Source organism: Nitrosomonas sp. ANs5, assembly GCF_050584665.1.
Taxonomy (GTDB): domain Bacteria; phylum Pseudomonadota; class Gammaproteobacteria; order Burkholderiales; family Nitrosomonadaceae; genus Nitrosomonas.
This window is the reverse complement of the sequence record NZ_JBEUDO010000018.1, coordinates 24,684-41,320: the sequence shown is the minus strand read 5'-3', so window position 1 is coordinate 41,320 and position 16,637 is coordinate 24,684. Positions and strand designations below refer to the sequence as shown.

The window sequence follows — 16,637 nt, the reverse complement described above, 5'->3', positions numbered from 1 at the left end:
TTATGAGAATTCACGACAATGGCATTCATGCGATTGCCCTGTATCACAGTGTTTGACTAACGAGCCAGCTTTTAGTACATTCGATGCCTATGAAAAGGTGCTTTATTTTTCCTATACCCGCACACTGCCTTAATCATCCCGGCCTATGGCAACCTCCAACCTACTCTCCCTCAAAACCGCCGCAGAGGGTTTAAACATCCGCACGGTGGATGACCTCAAAAAGATACTCCAGCTACTGCCGATTCAAACGAGACCAACCCGTAAAGCTGAGCTCGTTGATACTATCGCCGGCTACCTGTTGGGGGCAGGCCTGAAGACCCTATGGCAAGAGCTGGATCAGCTGCAGCAGGCGGCTGTCGCTGAAGCGGTTTACCTGACCGGGGGGCGCCATCAGGAGGAGCAGTTCCGAGCCAAATATGGGGCCTCGCCCAAATGGCACGATCGCAGTTCCAGTTATAGCTACAATCGGCCCGCCGCCAAGCTTGACCTGTTTTTCCACCCGGTCGGCACCTATACGGCCCCAAATCTATTACCCGAGGATCTGCGGCTCAAGCTCAAGGCCTTTGTCCCTGAGCCCAAGACACTCACCTTGCCCAGCTCTGAACAACCGCCCCAGACTTTTCGGGTTGAGCACCGTTACTTCGATTACCAAAAGCGTCAGTCTATCGAGACAGAGCATGATGTGCCAGTGAAGTGCTGCCACACTGAGCAAGTAGCCCAGCAAGATCTGCTGGCTGTGCTGCGGCTGATTCACCTGGGTAAAATCAGCGTCAGCGACAAAACCCTGATGCCCAATAAGGCCACGCTGACCACCATTGCCCCTCTCCTGCAAGGCGGCGATTACTATAGTGAAGCTGATGAACCGGACAACCACCACCTAGAGCCCATTGGCGCCATCAAACCCTTTGCCTGGGTGATGCTGGTGCAGGTGGGAGGACTGGCCAGCCTAGATGGGAAAAAACTACAGCTGACCAAGGCGGGCCAAAAAGCGATGGGGGCTCCTCCGGCGACAGCCATCCAATCGATCTGGAAGAAGTGGCTCAAAACCACCTTTTTAGATGAGTTGCGTCGGGTGGAGTCGATCAAAGGTCAAACTGGAAAGGCCAAGCGCAGCTTGACGGCGGTCAGCGGCCGCCGGGCTTTAATTGTGGAGGCGTTGGGAGAGTGCCCGGCGGGAGAATGGGTGGCCTATGACGATCTCAAGCGCTACATGATTGCCAGTAACCAGACCTTCGATGTGAGTCGTAATCCCGAGTATCTATACATTAGCGAGCCGGGCTATGGCCACCTATATGAGGCGGGGGGCTCCTGGAGCATTCTGCAAGATGCCTATATGAAGTGCTTTTTGTTTGAATATGCCGCTACCCTGGGGCTATTGGATGTGGCTTACTTCACGCCCTATGATACCCCCCGAGGCGACTTCGATCACTTCTGGGGTGCCGATGACCTCTCGTTTTTGAGTCGCTACGATGGCTTGCTGGCCTTTCGGCTCAACCCCCTGGGAGCTTTTTGCTTGGGTCTGGCCGACACCTACACCGCCGCCCCGATCACCACTGAAAGCACGCTGCGGGTGTTGCCCAATCTCGATATTGTGATGACCGGAGCCCCGCTCAACCCGGCAGAAAAGTTGATGATGGAAACCTTCGCTCGGCAAACCGCTGATGCGGTCTGGAAGCTAGACCGCGAAGTGGCCCTCAAGGCGGCTGAGGCGGGGCATGCGCTGCAGGAGTTTTTCGATTTTTTAAGCCTGGCCAGTGCTGAGGCTCTGCCCAACACCGTTGAGCAGTTTTTTGCCGACTGCCGCAGCCGTTCGCAGAGTCTACAAGACCTGGGCATAGCAAAACTGATTGCCTGCGCCGACGCCACCCTGGCGGCGCAGATTGCCCACGACTCGCGCACTAAGAAGTATTGTCAGTTAGCGGGAGAGCGACATTTGGTGGTGTTATTAGACCAGGAGACTCGGTTCCGCAACGGGTTGCGCAAACTGGGGTACAGTTTTCCGATGGGTAATGGGTAGAGATGGGGCGGCGCATAGTACTTCAACCACACCGCCTCACCTACCGGATCCAGCAACTTTTTCGGTCTTTGCCGTATAGGGGGCTCAGTTGCTATCAGTACACCCTATGGCGAAAATCACATCGTAGTCTATGTACACTGAAATATGTGGAAAGTTTCTTGCGATCCGTTTAACCCCCCCTCGGAACCTTATGAGCTACTTTCCCGACAATGCCCTGATCATCCAGAGTGATCGCACCATTTTACTCGACGTCCATGCCTCTAAAGCCGAAGTGGCCCAGGTGGCCATTGCTCCCTTTGCAGAGCTGGTCAAAAGTCCCGAACACATCCACACCTACCGCCTCAGTCCTCTCAGCATTTGGAATGCCCGTGCCGCCGGAATGCCCGTTGCCGATATGGTGGCGGCACTTCAGGATCATGCCAAATACCCCATGCCCGAGTCAGTGGCCCAGGAACTGGAAGTCCTCGGACAACGGTATGGCCTGACCACTCTAAAAGCGGGAACTGGTGGAGATTTGCTGTTACAGGTGGCCGATAAACCCCTGGCAGAACTGCTGCAGCGCCATGAGCAGGTGGGGCCACTGCTGGGAGAACGATTGTCGCCCACCGCCTTTGCGATAGCCTTGGGCGATCGCGGCATTCTCAAACAGGCACTGCTAACGGCGGGCTATCCGGCAGAAGATCTGGCCGGTTATCTGGCTGGGGATGAGTTGCCCCTAGACCTCTTATCGACCACCCGTAGCGGCGAACTCTTTCACCTGCGACCCTACCAGAAAACAGCGGCCGATCTGTTCTACCAAGCTGGGCAGTCCAGGGGCGGTAGTGGGGTGATCGTTCTCCCCTGTGGTGCGGGTAAAACCATGGTGGGCATGGCGGCGATGGCGGTGATCCAGCAGAAAACCTTAATCCTCACCAGCAATCTCACCTCCGTTCACCAGTGGCAAAGGGAACTGTTGGATAAAACCACCCTAACCGCCGACCAAGTCGCCGAGTATAGCGGTCAACAAAAAGCCACTGGGCCAGTTACCCTGGCCACCTACCAAATCCTCACCTATCGAGCCAGCCAGGACGACGACTTTCTTCACCTGGGGTTGTTTGATCAGCAATCCTGGGGGTTGATTATCTACGACGAAGTTCATCTCCTGCCCGCGCCTGTCTTTCGCATCACCTCCCAACTCCAGGCCCGTCGTCGCCTGGGCCTTACGGCTACCCTGATTCGCGAAGATGGACGCGCGGGAGATGTCTTCACCCTCATCGGCCCCAAACGCTACGACGTGCCCTGGCGGGAATTGGAGGCGCAGGGTTTTATTGCCGCAGCGGACTGCACTGAAATTCGCATTCCCCAAACTGAGGAACGGCAGATGGACTATGCCACTGCGGGACGACGCTATCAGTTTCGCATCGCGGCCGAAAATCCCCTCAAACTGGAGGTGGTTCAGGACTTGTTGGAGCAAGAAGCTGGCCACCGAATCCTGATTATTGGTGAATACCTGGATCAACTCAAGGCTATTGCCCAGCGAGTGCAATTCCCCATCATTACCGGCCAGACCAGTCAGCAAAAGCGCGATCGCCTCTACGCCAGTTTTCGCAGTGGCGAGATTTCCGGCCTCATCCTCTCGCGAGTCGGCAACTTTGCTCTTGACCTACCCGATGCCGATGTCTTAATTCAGGTCTCCGGTAAGTATGGTTCTCGCCAGGAAGAGGCCCAGCGGTTAGGGCGGGTGCTGCGACCCAAGTCGGATGGCCGCAGTGCTCAGTTTTATACGTTGGTTTCACTGCGCACCTGCGAGGAGGAATTTGCTCAGCATCGCCAGTTGTTTTTAACGGAACAGGGCTACCGCTATTGCATTCAGTTTTGGGAGATTTAGCAACTTTTCACTCAGGAGGATGGTCGAAGTCAGCCGCTTGTGTGAGTTGCCCCAGTCCTGGCACCCACCGCTATTCCAGCACTGGTGAAAAGCACGCAACGCGGCAGCAATAGCTTCTGCCAATTCTTCATCTGACTGCGCCCTATATAGAGCTTGCTCAGAAAGTATAACTATTTGTTTTTAATTGTTAATATCGTAAAAATCAATATTCAAGTGCAAGGTTTCTGAACAAATAATGCAGAAACCCTTATACTTGATTTGAACGCAAGCTCACCCATGCTCAATAAATTGTATTAAACCGCATTTTGTTACTTTATAAAACGATTAGTTGTTAATTGTAAATATCAAATGATTATGAGAAATACTTTTCGAATAAGCTCTACATATTACAAATATTTTTTGCGAGTGCCCCATCAGTGTCCCACAAAACAAAAAAGGCCTAAGCGCGCTTGCTTAAGCCTCTGTTTTTAATGGTGCCGACACCAAGAATCGAACTCGGGACCTTCTGATTACAAATCAGCTGCTCTACCATCTGAGCTATGCCGGCATAAAATGGCAAATCTTAAAATATTATCTAAACAGCTTTGACTGCAAGAAACGCAAAATCAGCGCTATTTTACAACTTTAAGGAAGGATTTATCTTGTTTTTCTTTAGCAGAACCAGCAGGGTCATCTGAGGAAGCCGTCTGATCAGTGATTACCTGATCTTCGTGAGCCACAACATGGTTTTGTTCCGAATGGATTTCCGGCGTAAACGTCAAACCCTGTCCAAGTTCTTTGGCAAATATCGCCTTGATCGCTTCGATTTCGATTTCAATCTTTCTGGGTACGCCGTTGAAGCGTGTGGCAAATTTGATAATTTCGTTGTCTATCAATAAATCGCTCACCGCTGCCGGGCTGACATTGAGTATGATCTCTCCGTCTCTGCTTAATTCCAAGGGAATGTTCAGGCACCCATCAGTCACCGCAGATACATAAGGTGTCAGATCATTATCGACACACCACGCATAAACTGCCCTGACTAAATAAGGTTTGATAGAGGGAGCACTCACATTCATTTCCGCATCAATTTCTCAGAGGGCGTTAATGCATCGATAAATAAGGGTCTGCTAAACAAGCGCTCGGCATATTTAAGCAATGTCGCGGCTTGTTTAGGCAGTTTAACCCCATAATGATCTAGCCTCCATAGCAGCGGAGCAATTGCCACATCCAGCATGGAGTACTCCTCACCCAACATATATTTCTGCTTGTCGAAAATAGAGGCGATCATCGTCAATCCAGTGGCAATGTCCGCACGAGCTCGATCAGCACTTTTCTGATCATTCTGTTCGAGCGTCTCTATATGACAAAACAGCTCTTTCTCGAAGCGATGCAACAGCAATCTGGCGCGGGCGCGCATGACTGGCTCCGCGGGCATAAGTTGCGGATGCGGGAAACGGTCATCAATATACTCATTGATTATGTTTGCCTCGTACAACACGAGATCCCGTTCAACCAGAATGGGGACTTTTCCATAAGGGCTGATCACAGCAAGATCTTCAGGAATATTGTTGGGATCAACATCTATTACCTGGAAATCCATATCCTTTTCGTGTAATACGATCCGGCAACGATGACTGAATGGACAGGTCGCTGTTGAATACAACGTCATCATAGATTTGTAAATATAGAGATTAAATAATCGTTTAGTACATTAACCCATATGGAAATCAGTGGATATCCCTCCAGTACTCTTTATAAAGCAAATAGGTCAAACCTAACATGCCGATTAGAAACAGGATCACCATGGTGCCAAGTTCCTTGCGATGGGCTGCATGGGGCTCACCGAGATAAACCATATAATTAACCAGATCGACAACAAAGTTGTCATATTCTGCTTTTGTCATCAGACCCGGCACAGCAATTTCCAGATTGCTCATCGCCGAACCAGAACTTCCTGATTTTTGATCAGCCTTCAGTACTTGCTGTCCTTGCAGCTGATGCAGAACATGCGGCATGGCCACTTTATCGAAGGTTAAATTGTTCCAACCACTATAAGTGGTGCTATCTCGATAAAAAGTTCTCAGGTAAGTGTATAACCAGTCAGCTCCCCTGGCACGCGCAATGACAGACAAATCCGGAGGCACGACTCCAAACCATTCTTCTGCCTCTTTTTTCTTCATGGCGCTTTCCATCAGTCCGCCAGTCTTTTGTCCGGTGTGGATCAATTGACCGCGAATATCATCCTCGCTCATCCCAATATCGCGATGACGATTGTAGCGCATGAAACTCGCGCCATGGCAGGTAAGACAATATTCCACAAAACTCTTGGCGCCACGCTGCAACGAAGCATGGTCGCTGGTATCAATGGGAGCCTTGTCCAATACCAGATCCGAGCCGCCAGAATGCGTGGCAAATGGGACTAACAGTGCAATAAATAATAAAATTTTCATCGTTCTCATTTCGTCACATTCTTTGGTTCTGGTTTAGTTTTATCTATTTTGCTATACCACGGCATGAGGAGGAAAAAGGCAAAATAAATGACGGTAAAAATTTGTGCCAACAATGTGTACAAAGGAGTCGGCGCCTTGGTACCCAGCCACCCTAGAACAAAAAAGCTGATCACGAACATTGTCAAAGCCGTTTTGAAATAAGGTCCTTTATAGCGGATTGATTTGACGGGGCTTCGATCCAACCATGGCAGGAAACAGAAGATAACAACCGCTGCCGCCATCAAGATCACGCCCCACAATTTAGCGTCAATCCAGAGGAAATTCACGGTGACTGCGCGCAACATGGAGTAATAAGGCGTGAAATACCAGACCGGCGCGATGTGATCAGGCGTTTGCAGTGTATTGGCAGGAATGAAATTATTATCCTCCAGGAAATAGCCACCCATCTCTGGCGCGAAGAAAATTATCCCGCAGAACACAATTAAAAACCCGACGACGCCAAAAATATCCTTGACTGTATAGTATGGATGAAACGGGATACCATCGACAGGGATACCGGTTTTGGGGTCTTTGTTGGCCTTGATTTCTATACCGTCCGGATTATTGGAACCCACCTCGTGCAGTGCAATGATATGCACGAAGACCAGCACAACGATCAATACAGGCAGTGTCACCACATGGTATGCGAAGAATCGGTTGAGCGCCGCATCCGACAACATAAAGTCGCCCAGGATCCAGTTCGACAGTGTTTCACCGATAAATGGAATCGCACCGAACATGCTCACAATCACCTGCGCACCCCAGTAGGACATCTGGCCCCAAGGCAGGATATAACCGGTAAAGGCCAAGCTCATGAGCACGAAGAAAATAGCCATACCGATCAACCAAAGCAGCTCGCGTGGTTTACGATAGGAACCATACATCATGCCACGGAACATATGCAGATAAACCACCACGAAGAACATGGAAGCACCAGTTGAATGCATGTATCTGATCAACCATCCAAAGTCTACATCGCGCATGATGTATTCAACTGATGCAAAAGCCATCCCAGCATCTGGCTTATAGTTCATGGTCAGAAAAATACCCGTCAACAACTGATTGACGAGTACTAACAACGCCAATGAGCCGAAGTAGTACCAGAAGTTGAAGTTTTTAGGTGCGTAATATTCCGATAAATGCGCTTTCCAGGTTGCCGTCAAAGGAAAACGTTCATCGATCCATCCCAATATTGAATTTTGCTGTTTGCTCATTTTATGCGGACTCTTTGCTTTCAGAACCGATCAAAAGCCGGCTATCACTTAAATAAGTATGAGGAGGCACCACTAGATTGGTAGGTGCTGGCACGGCCTTGTATACGCGTCCGGCAAGATCGAATTTCGACCCATGGCAAGGACAGAAGAAACCGCCCAACCAATCAGCGCCCAAATCAGCGGGTGCTATATCTTTTCTGTATACCGGAGAACAACCAAGATGTGTACATATCCCTTCAACCACCAGCACCTCGGGCTTGATCGAGCGCGCAGGATTTTGTGCGTAGTCTGGCTGCTGCTCGCGTTTGGAATCGGGATCGGCCAACTGGGCGTTTAATTTTTCCAGGTTCTGCAGCATTTCAGGAGTACGCTTGAGCACCCATACCACTCGACCACGCCATTCAACGGTCAACAACATGCCCGGTTCCAGCTTGCCGATATCAACTTCAACGGGTGCTCCGGCAGCTTTTGCACGTTCACTCGGCATCATGCTGCGCACGAATGGAGTTGCGATACCCACGCCAGCCACTGCCCCGGCAACCGAAGTGGTCACCAGTAAAAAGCGACGCCGCCCGCTCATTTTTCTATTATCACTGCTGTCTGTCATTTTCTAACAATTCCATATCATTAATATCCCACCAACCAGCAACAAAATTTTGCAAGCCAAAAATTTAATACCTAAAACGAGCCACCAGCCTATAAATGGCCCTTCTTGAAAAAGGGGCTATTCTATCATAAGCCTACGTTACGAGGTAACATTGATCATTCATCGATTATGCAAATATCTGTATGCAGCTCCCGCAAATGCATCGCTCTCTTTTTTAACTTCAATTTAGACGGCCATGGCATTGCTTGTATTTCTTGCCCGAACCGCATGGACAAGGATCATTTCTACCGACCTTGTCACTTTTACGCACGAATGGTTGGGGTTTGTTTTCAGCTTTCTCTAGCGACGCCTGCTGTTCACTGACTGTTTCATCCGCATAAGCAGCATGCTCATACTGTAGATTCTGCGGAGAAGGCGCTTCGGCCGCCGATTCGATTTGTTCTTCGCTTCGGATCTGAACTGTCATGAGAATCCTGGTCACTTCAACCTTGATTGCCTCCAGCATACCGGTGAACAACTCAAAAGCCTCGCGCTTGTATTCCTGTTTTGGATTCTTGTGCGCATAACCCCGCAAATGAATGCCTTGCCTCAAATGATCCAGTGCCGCCAAATGCTCGCGCCAATGGGTATCGAGGTTATGCAGCATGACCATTCGTTCGTATTGATGCATCAGCTGGGCACCGACCTGCTCGACTTTATCCAGGTAATAGGTATTCACGGTCGTGATGATGCGTTCACGCAGGTTTTCTTCATGCAGCTCGGGGTCTTTCTCCAGCCATTCATGAATGGGCAATTGCATGTGAAATTCACTGGCCAGCGCCTTTTCCAATCCCGCAATATCCCACTGCTCCTCTATGCTTTGCGGTGGCATATACAGACTGATCAATTGATCGATGACACTTTCCCGGATGGCGCCAATGGTTTCAGAAATATCATGCTCTGCTTCCAACAACTCGTTACGCTGTTGATAGATAACTTTACGCTGATCATTCGCCACATCGTCGAACTCCAGCAACTGTTTACGGATATCGAAGTTTCTGGCCTCGACCTTTCTTTGCGCGTTCTCTATGGCTCGCGTCACCCATGGATGCTCAATTGCTTCCCCCTCGGGCATATTCAGGCGCGTCATGATGCTGGCCACACGGTCCGAGGAAAAAATGCGCAAGAGCGAGTCTTCAAGAGACAGATAAAACCGGCTGGAACCAGGATCCCCCTGCCGTCCGGAACGTCCGCGTAATTGATTATCGATCCGGCGCGATTCGTGCCGTTCCGTCCCGATAATGTGCAACCCTCCGAATTTGATTACCTCATCATGCCGTACCTGCCAAGCCTTCTGGATATCTGCAATCCGCTTAGTCTTGGTCGCTTCATCGAGTGAATCATCCGCGCGGATACGATGGATTTCCGGTTCAGGATTGCCGCCTAGCACAATATCGGTCCCCCGCCCCGCCATGTTGGTGGCGATAGTAATCATTTTAGGCTGCCCGGCCTGGGTGATGATATCGGCCTCACGCTCATGCTGCTTGGCATTGAGTACTTGATGAGACAGGTTTTCTTTTTTTAATAACGCTGAAAGATATTCGTTATTCTCGATGGAAGTAGTGCCAACCAGAACGGGTTGTCCGCGTTCATAGCAATCTTTGATATCCGCCAATATCGCCTGATATTTTTCTGGCGCTGTCCGGAAAACCTGGTCCATACGATCCTCGCGCACCATTGGCCGGTGTGTCGGGATCACTACGGTTTCCAGGCCATAAATTTGCTGAAACTCGAAAGCTTCCGTATCAGCCGTACCGGTCATGCCCCCGAGTTTTTCGTACATGCGGAAATAATTCTGGAAAGTAATGGAAGCCAAGGTCTGATTCTCTTTCTGGATCGGGACATTTTCCTTGGCCTCGACTGCCTGATGCAAACCCTCCGACCAGCGACGCCCCGGCATCAACCGTCCCGTGAACTCATCCACGATGATCACTTCACCGTTTTGCACAACATAATGCTGGTCACGGTTATACAATGCGTTTGCGCGTAATGCGGCATTGAGATGATGAATTAGATTGATATTGACCGGATCGTACAAACTGGTTCCCGGCGCTAGCAGACCCGCCTCACCCAGCAATTTCTCAGCATGCTCGAATCCCGATTCGCTTATCAGAACTTGTTGCGATTTCTCATCCACGCTGTAGTCACCGGGGCTTTTCTCATCTTCCTGCCGCACCAGCTTGGGGATTAATTTGTTGATTTGCACATAGATTTCGGTATCGCCTTCGGCCACCCCGGAGATAATCAGCGGTGTCCGCGCTTCGTCGATCAAAATCGAATCTACCTCATCCACAATTGCAAAATTCAGCGGGCGCTGCACCCGTTCGCCTGCATGCCCGACCATGTTGTCGCGCAGATAATCGAAACCGTATTCGTTATTTGTGCCGTAGGTAATGTCTGCCGCATAGGCGGCATGCTTGGTATCATGCGGCATTTGTGAAGCAACCACGCCCACCGTCAGGCTGAGAAAGCGGTAAATCTGCCCCATCCATTCCGCATCGCGTTTAGCCAGATAATCGTTGACCGTTACAATATGCACCCCCTTCCCTGACAGCGCATTCAAATAGGTTGGCAGGGTCGCCATCAGTGTTTTGCCCTCACCGGTGCGCATTTCAGCGATCTTTCCTTCATGCAGCACCATACCGCCTATCAACTGCACATCAAAGTGACGCATCCCCAATACACGCTTACCTGCCTCACGCACCACTGCAAATGCTTCGGGCAATAACCGATCCAGCTCTTCTCCATTGGCAATACGCTGCTTGAATTCGTCGGTCTTACCGCTCAACTCGGCATCGGTTAACGGAGCGATGACAGATTCCAATTCATTGATGGCACGAACGGTTTGGAAATATTGTTTGATTAGCCGATCATTGCGACTGCCAAAAATTTTTTTCAGTAAGTTATTCAACATAGGAAATTAATTATTCAGTTCCATTCAATGATAAAGAGCAGGGATGTCTATAGATCCGGCAGCCAAATCTATCCGGTTTCATGATCAAGTCAAGGGATTATTGACAGTTGACGATGCCGCTCGGTTTAAAGAAGCCGGCAAAGATGGCAAGCTAACCAGGCATTTGAAGGAAGCGTGAAGGATTAAGCGGTACACCATTGTGTCTGATCTCGAAATGCAGATGAGGACCCGTGGATCGGCCTGTACTTCCAATTTCGGCAATTTTTTGCCCCTTAAGCACGAGCTGGCCAACGCTCACGTCACGCTTGGAAGCATGCGCATAGCGACTCACCAAGCCGTTGCCATGATCAATCTCGACCATGTTACCATAATCAGTATGATAAGCAGAATAGACGACTACGCCGCCGGCAGCAGCCTTGATCGGGGCACCAGGTTTGGCTGGGAAATCGACTCCTTCATGGAAGGTTTTTTTCCCGGTAAAAGGATCGATACGCGTGCCAAACGCTGATGACGTCCAATGGGCATCCAGCGGCATCGCGGTTGGCAGCATTTCCTGTTCAATTCGCTCATTGAGCAGCATGCTATCCAGTATTGTTAGCTTGTCTGAATGATCGTCCAGCAACTTGGCCAGCCCAAAAAACTGCTGGCTGAGTTCCTTAAATGAGACATCCTCTTGCCCGGATTCTAGCGATAGGCCGCCCTGTCCTGGCATATGATCAAAGGAGAGCTCATGAGAATCGATGCCGTACAAATCCACCAACCGCTTACCTAAAGCATTCAAACGCAACAGCTGCACTTGCATGTGCCCCAGTCTGGTCGCCATGTAATCCAGATTTCTGTTTACATAACTTTGCACACGCTGATTTTTCTCGAATTCTGGGTGCTGCAGAACGGCACGAAGCAGAGGATGATCGACTTTATCCGCCAGATTACCGACAAAACGATTGAGCCCAACCGCCAAAAGCACTACCATCATCAGGATTAAAATAGCACCCAATATTAAATGTATACGCGTTAGGGTCAGAGTTTTTGCCTGCCCCAACCGATCAGAAATGAGAATGATATTCATCTGTTTCTCCTTGGATTAATAGGCCATGTCTGCTCATAACTTAAGCAATTATCTCACTCTTCTCAGCAAGACTCCTGATTATGAACATATATTCATCAAGGCAAAGCAACTAATTGAGATACAAAAAGCCTTATTGAAGGCCATCCCCGCCCAGTTGCAAGAGCACTGTGCCGTAGGACGATACGCGGATGGATTGCTGCTGATTTATGTGAATAGCGGCGCGGTTGCAGCCAGGCTTCGAAACGCCCTGCCGTCAATTCACCAGCAAATGAACAAAGATGGATTTGACATTCATCATATCAAAATTTCCCTACAGCCAAGCATTCATCCCGGGAGCACAAGAAACCCGTCAAGAAAGCCACGTCTCAGTCGGGCAGCGGCCGACCATCTCAATCAATTCACGGCAAATTTACCGCCCCAATCACCACTCAAATCTTCCCTGGAGCTGTTACTGGCACCGAGCAAAAGTACCACATAACCCGCCCTACCGATCACGCTGCCATTTCAATTTTTTTCCATATTTCTGATGAAGGTATTGGCCTCCTCAATCGATTTTTCCATCGAAGCGATCAGTGATGAAACATCCGACTGCAACACGCCCAGTTCATTTTTCAGGGAAGTGATCGCCTGCGCGTTGAGATTATGCTTGAGATACATGACTTGATCATTAAAAACGGTCAGAACTGGCTGTATCCTGGCTTCTGCATTTTTCATGGCGGAAATGAGTTGCTTATAATGCGTTCTGGTTGCATCGAGTTTGCTCTGACTGCTTTGTTTGAGCGTCGCGCTTGAATACTGCGCAATCTCCTGCTCCCATTCCTTGAACAACGCTGCAGAGACATCCTCTATGTCCACAATTCGGGTTCTGACCTCTCTGGCCTTGCTTGCACTGGCTTCATATTCACGATTCAATTTCTTGTAAAGGCTTTCGAGATCGCCCCCTTTGTAGTTCGTGACCACCGTGAATTGCTCAAGAGCAGATTTAAACTGTTCCTTGGTCGCTTCCTGCGTATCGCGCGCTTTCTCGACCCGATAAACCAATACATCGCGCTTGGGTATGCCGATTTTCTCAAGCCCGCTGTAATACATGCTAGAGCAGGCTGCCAGTAGAATCACCAGAAAAAGTATACCAATGTGTTTCAAATTATTCATGGTTGTCATCACTTGATTAATACCCTATTGAAGAAACCGCTTGATACCGGCTATGCTTACCGCACTACCCCACGTCGCAGCAGCTGCCATAAAACCTTATATCCCCACAGCACCGGATGACGTCTCAACATGGGTGTAATTTCCACCTTAACACCCGTATGACGCTCTATTTTCCAGGCGGCGTAATCCAGACAATCCCGGAATGTGAGGGTTGCTTTACTCAAACGCAGGATCGACAGGAGTCTTCCTTGCCAGCGTCTGAGGCGCCAATGAATACGGGCACGCCTTCTCTGATAAGCCGTCGATTGGATCCGATAATACCCATCGTCCTGCTGCACGATCAAAGACTGATCCAAGGCAGGCAAGGCAGCCACCGTCAGGCGCTGATAAACTGGCAGGTTGAGCGTGACCAGATGATGTGCCCGCGTCCCACTCTCTGCGCGCAACTCTGCAGCATAAGTCAGCATCAATCCGGAAACCCAGATTTTTTCAACATCGGCACGCCCTGGCTCAAGTCCTACCATTGTCGATTCGAGAAACTTAAGCACAGCCCTTGCTTCGGCCATGTAAATACGCTGGCGTATCTGCTCGTTGCGCACATCGAGCAACCTTGTCGGCTGGGCAAACCGCGCCCAAATATAAGGATGAAACCAAGACTGTGCACCCCGTTCAAAATCCGCAGTTGAAATGACAGCATATTTGGCACGGAGTGTAGCGGCCTGATTCGGTGCTTCCAGATAAAACACATTGGGTGGCAACCAGCGATTCAAGTAACGCAGGTAATTTTGCGGATAGGCATGACGGTAATCATCCACCAGCACATAAAAATCGGCAACGCCTTCACCCGGGTTGGTTGCATGCAGGCAGGATCCATACATGATAATCGCATCCAGCGCCTCGCCAAAATGCTGCCTGAGTGCAGCCACCAGAATTGTGAATTCTGGTGGCGTCGACTGAATACTCTGGGTGGCGATGACCCGTGTCAGTTGTTCTGGTACTTCCTGGGATTTGTGAGTATCTGGCATGACCGGCTCCAAACTCTTATAAAACGCGAAACAGGAGCGGACCGTCGGCAGAAATCCGCAAGGGGCCCTGCTGACTTGAGGCATGGAATAATTCGCCATCGACGATATATTCATCGTCCAGCCATATTTCCAGACTGTGCGTGTTATAGCTTTCGTAGCCGTCTGCTTTTTTTAAACCGTGGCCACGTCCTACTATGAGCAACCAGATACGGGTCCAGAAGTTCTTGCTGTTTTGTCTGACGAAAGTCGTATGCAGCGGCGCGGATTCACGGCCCCAGTATGGGCGAATGCCAAGCAACAAGCGCTCAAGTGCGCTCACCAATGCAAATGTATAAGTTTCCACCTGCATGGTCCCCTTCCCATTTGCCCTGGAAATTTGAACCGGTGCCCATTCGGCTTGTGGGCGCCCGAGAAAAGTGCCAATCACTGAGCGCAATACGATGATGATGGTAAAAATATTGCCAGTCATCCCCAGTTGCTTGACTTGGCTCTGCGAGAATCTGACACCACGCGCAATCAGGCCAAGACCGAATAGCATGCCATACACGTTTTTCACACCCGCCTGCTCGATCCGGAGCACTGGCCGGCTGACCAATGTCGGCTGGCTGGATTGGTGCAAGCTTTGCTTGACCTGGGTTAACACTTGTTCAGGTTTACCATGCATGCCCAAATCGAGCGCAATCATGTTGGTGGTGCCACCGGGCACGATTGTCAGCAGTGGCCACTTCTCAACTGACCGTTGGGCAAATAGGCAATTAATCACACCTTGCAGCGTTCCATCTCCGCCAATAATGATCAACCATTCGATATCCTCTGCCAGCAGCTGGCTGACAGCCTGATCAAATTCAGACAGATCTTTTGCTTCGATCTGCGTGATTCCGGTCATCTCTGCCAGCACACGCCGAATATCAGGGTCGCGTTTACGAAATTGGCCGCCCAGCGGATTATAAATCAAGCCTGCTCGCATGCTGGCTGGCTGATGGCTAGTTACTGATTGTGGGTTTGTCATATTGTTGGGCAAGCGGGATACGCGTGAAGACCTTGACTGCCAATTGCTGTCTGTCTCGAACAGGGTCGATATATTCCATCCATGAGTGCAGGATCCCATGCTGAGAACGGTGATAACAAGCAATACTCAAACGGAACAAGAGGAATGCGGTAGACAAAAGATGCCAGCCTACTACCAGCACAAATCCGGTTTCCGGTTGGCCAATCGCCCAACTGGCAGTCAACAAGATTAAATTTGGATTGCGCCTGGCCGTGATCAACCGGTGAAAGGAATCTAATTTACGCCAAATAAAAATATCGAAAGGTGCCAGCCACAATTGGAAGGCGCCCTCGCATAAGCGCCCACCAATATAGCCGAGGAACATCAGCCATACCAGCAACTCAAGATTGGGCAGAGGGGTAGCCGTCCCACCCAGCCCGATTCCCCATGCGAGATACCACAACGGCGGGTGAATGATATCCAGACCATGATCGAGCACATCGCCGATTTTGCTCGAAGTTAATGTCACGCGCGCAAGCTTGCCATCGACAGTATCCAGGAAGGTCATGCCCCAACCCATAATCAGACCGATGGCAAAATACCCATACCAGAATGCTACGCCGGCCCACAATGCCAGTAACAGGCTGAGCAATGTCACGTGATTGGGCTTCAGGCCCAGGCGCACGCAAAGCTGTGTCACCCAGAATGCTGGCGTTGGCCACAGCCATTTGGTCACTAAATCAGTAACCCCCTTATAGGAAGCAGCGAATAGTTCGGATTCCAGCGCTTTACGATTGGAACGGTCAATCGGCAATACATAAGGCGAATCTTTCTTTTTCAGGTTCTGCTGCACGCCGATTTGCAGGCTCTCTAGCGTGTAGCGTTTAAGATGGACAGGCAGGGAAAGGCTTTCATTCAATACTTCACGCATCGCTTGCGCATGCTTGCCTGTCGTCAAAATAGCGACAGGCGTATGCGCCGGGCTTAGCAAAACCATATTTTCATGCAATGTCAGCAAAGCCTCGATCACTCTGGCATCGAACAAATAGTCGGCCCGCAGCAATAATACATTCGCGTCATCAGGCAGCGCTGATAAATCGTCAAGCAGGCTGACTGTCTTGAACCCTGCTAGCATGCGCTGCAAACGCTTGCGTCCACTCAGACCCCAAAGGCTTATCTCACTGTCGCCGACAATATCGGCAAAAAGCGCTGTTTGCATATAATTATTTGAATATTCAATCAAAAAGTAGAAATATCACTTTCTTGCATAATGT

At 50.0% G+C, this 16,637-nt stretch carries 15 protein-coding genes and 1 tRNA gene; 4 read left to right on the top strand and 12 right to left on the bottom strand.

Going from position 1 to position 16,637, the window contains the following annotated elements; genetic code table 11:
- Positions 1-145 precede the first annotated feature (145 nt).
- Positions 146-2,017 (top strand): hypothetical protein, encoded by a 1,872-nt coding sequence (locus ABTW62_RS06350; protein WP_430903754.1) that lies wholly within the window; start codon positions 146-148, stop codon positions 2,015-2,017.
- Positions 2,018-2,207: 190 nt separating this feature from the next.
- Positions 2,208-3,884, top strand: coding sequence for a DNA repair helicase XPB (locus tag ABTW62_RS06345; protein ID WP_430903753.1), 1,677 nt, complete (start codon positions 2,208-2,210; stop codon positions 3,882-3,884).
- 471 nt (positions 3,885-4,355) lie between these two features.
- Here ABTW62_RS06345 and ABTW62_RS06340 read toward each other — a convergent pair.
- The 7 genes from ABTW62_RS06340 to secA form a co-directional block, all read right to left on the bottom strand.
- Positions 4,356-4,431: transfer RNA gene (locus ABTW62_RS06340), tRNA-Thr, on the bottom strand.
- Positions 4,432-4,495: 64 nt separating this feature from the next.
- Complete coding sequence (locus ABTW62_RS06335) at positions 4,496-4,942, bottom strand: ClpXP protease specificity-enhancing factor (RefSeq protein WP_430903752.1); 447 nt, start codon at positions 4,940-4,942, stop codon at positions 4,496-4,498.
- The gene (locus ABTW62_RS06330; RefSeq protein WP_430903751.1) at positions 4,939-5,538 is read right to left on the bottom strand and encodes a glutathione S-transferase N-terminal domain-containing protein; all 600 of its coding nucleotides are present in this window, start codon (positions 5,536-5,538) and stop codon (positions 4,939-4,941) included. Before ABTW62_RS06330 ends, ABTW62_RS06335 begins: the two co-directional genes overlap by 4 nt.
- A 55-nt stretch (positions 5,539-5,593) precedes the next feature.
- The gene (locus tag ABTW62_RS06325; protein ID WP_430903750.1) at positions 5,594-6,325 is read right to left on the bottom strand and encodes a cytochrome c1; all 732 of its coding nucleotides are present in this window, start codon (positions 6,323-6,325) and stop codon (positions 5,594-5,596) included.
- Positions 6,322-7,569, bottom strand: coding sequence for a cytochrome b (locus ABTW62_RS06320; protein ID WP_430903749.1), 1,248 nt, complete (start codon positions 7,567-7,569; stop codon positions 6,322-6,324). Before ABTW62_RS06320 ends, ABTW62_RS06325 begins: the two co-directional genes overlap by 4 nt.
- 1 nt (position 7,570) lies before the next feature.
- Positions 7,571-8,176 carry a ubiquinol-cytochrome c reductase iron-sulfur subunit gene (petA, locus tag ABTW62_RS06315; protein ID WP_430903748.1) on the bottom strand — a complete coding sequence of 202 codons (606 nt, stop codon included), beginning with the start codon at positions 8,174-8,176 and terminating at the stop codon, positions 7,571-7,573.
- 220 nt (positions 8,177-8,396) lie between these two features.
- Complete coding sequence (gene secA / locus ABTW62_RS06310; RefSeq protein ID WP_430903747.1) at positions 8,397-11,129, bottom strand: preprotein translocase subunit SecA; 2,733 nt, start codon at positions 11,127-11,129, stop codon at positions 8,397-8,399.
- A 43-nt stretch (positions 11,130-11,172) separates the two neighbouring features.
- Here secA and ABTW62_RS06305 point away from each other — a divergent pair, with 43 nt between their 5' ends.
- Positions 11,173-11,307: a hypothetical protein gene (locus tag ABTW62_RS06305; protein ID WP_430903746.1), complete on the top strand. Its 135-nt coding sequence runs from the start codon at positions 11,173-11,175 to the stop codon at positions 11,305-11,307.
- Here ABTW62_RS06305 and ABTW62_RS06300 read toward each other — a convergent pair.
- Positions 11,281-12,198 (bottom strand): M23 family metallopeptidase, encoded by a 918-nt coding sequence (locus ABTW62_RS06300; protein WP_430903745.1) that lies wholly within the window; start codon positions 12,196-12,198, stop codon positions 11,281-11,283. The genes ABTW62_RS06305 and ABTW62_RS06300 overlap by 27 nt on opposite strands.
- Before the next feature lie 25 nt (positions 12,199-12,223).
- Between ABTW62_RS06300 and ABTW62_RS06295 the strand changes: the two genes are divergently transcribed.
- Positions 12,224-12,676 carry a DciA family protein gene (locus tag ABTW62_RS06295; protein WP_430903744.1) on the top strand — a complete coding sequence of 151 codons (453 nt, stop codon included), beginning with the start codon at positions 12,224-12,226 and terminating at the stop codon, positions 12,674-12,676.
- 26 nt (positions 12,677-12,702) lie between these two features.
- Here the strand turns inward: ABTW62_RS06295 and ABTW62_RS06290 are convergent, their stop codons facing one another.
- From ABTW62_RS06290 to ABTW62_RS06275, 4 genes are read right to left on the bottom strand one after another with little or no spacing between them, the layout of a single operon-like run.
- A complete protein-coding gene (locus tag ABTW62_RS06290; RefSeq protein WP_430903743.1) occupies positions 12,703-13,350 on the bottom strand; it encodes a DUF2959 domain-containing protein in 648 nt (215 codons plus the stop codon).
- 56 nt (positions 13,351-13,406) lie between these two features.
- A complete protein-coding gene (locus ABTW62_RS06285; protein ID WP_430903742.1) occupies positions 13,407-14,375 on the bottom strand; it encodes a hypothetical protein in 969 nt (322 codons plus the stop codon).
- Between the two features lie 16 nt (positions 14,376-14,391).
- On the bottom strand, positions 14,392-15,342 hold the full coding sequence (locus ABTW62_RS06280; RefSeq protein ID WP_430903741.1) for a diacylglycerol/lipid kinase family protein: 951 nt from the start codon (positions 15,340-15,342) through the stop codon (positions 14,392-14,394).
- Between the two features lie 16 nt (positions 15,343-15,358).
- Positions 15,359-16,582, bottom strand: coding sequence for a CDP-alcohol phosphatidyltransferase family protein (locus tag ABTW62_RS06275; protein WP_430903740.1), 1,224 nt, complete (start codon positions 16,580-16,582; stop codon positions 15,359-15,361).
- Positions 16,583-16,637 lie beyond the last annotated feature (55 nt).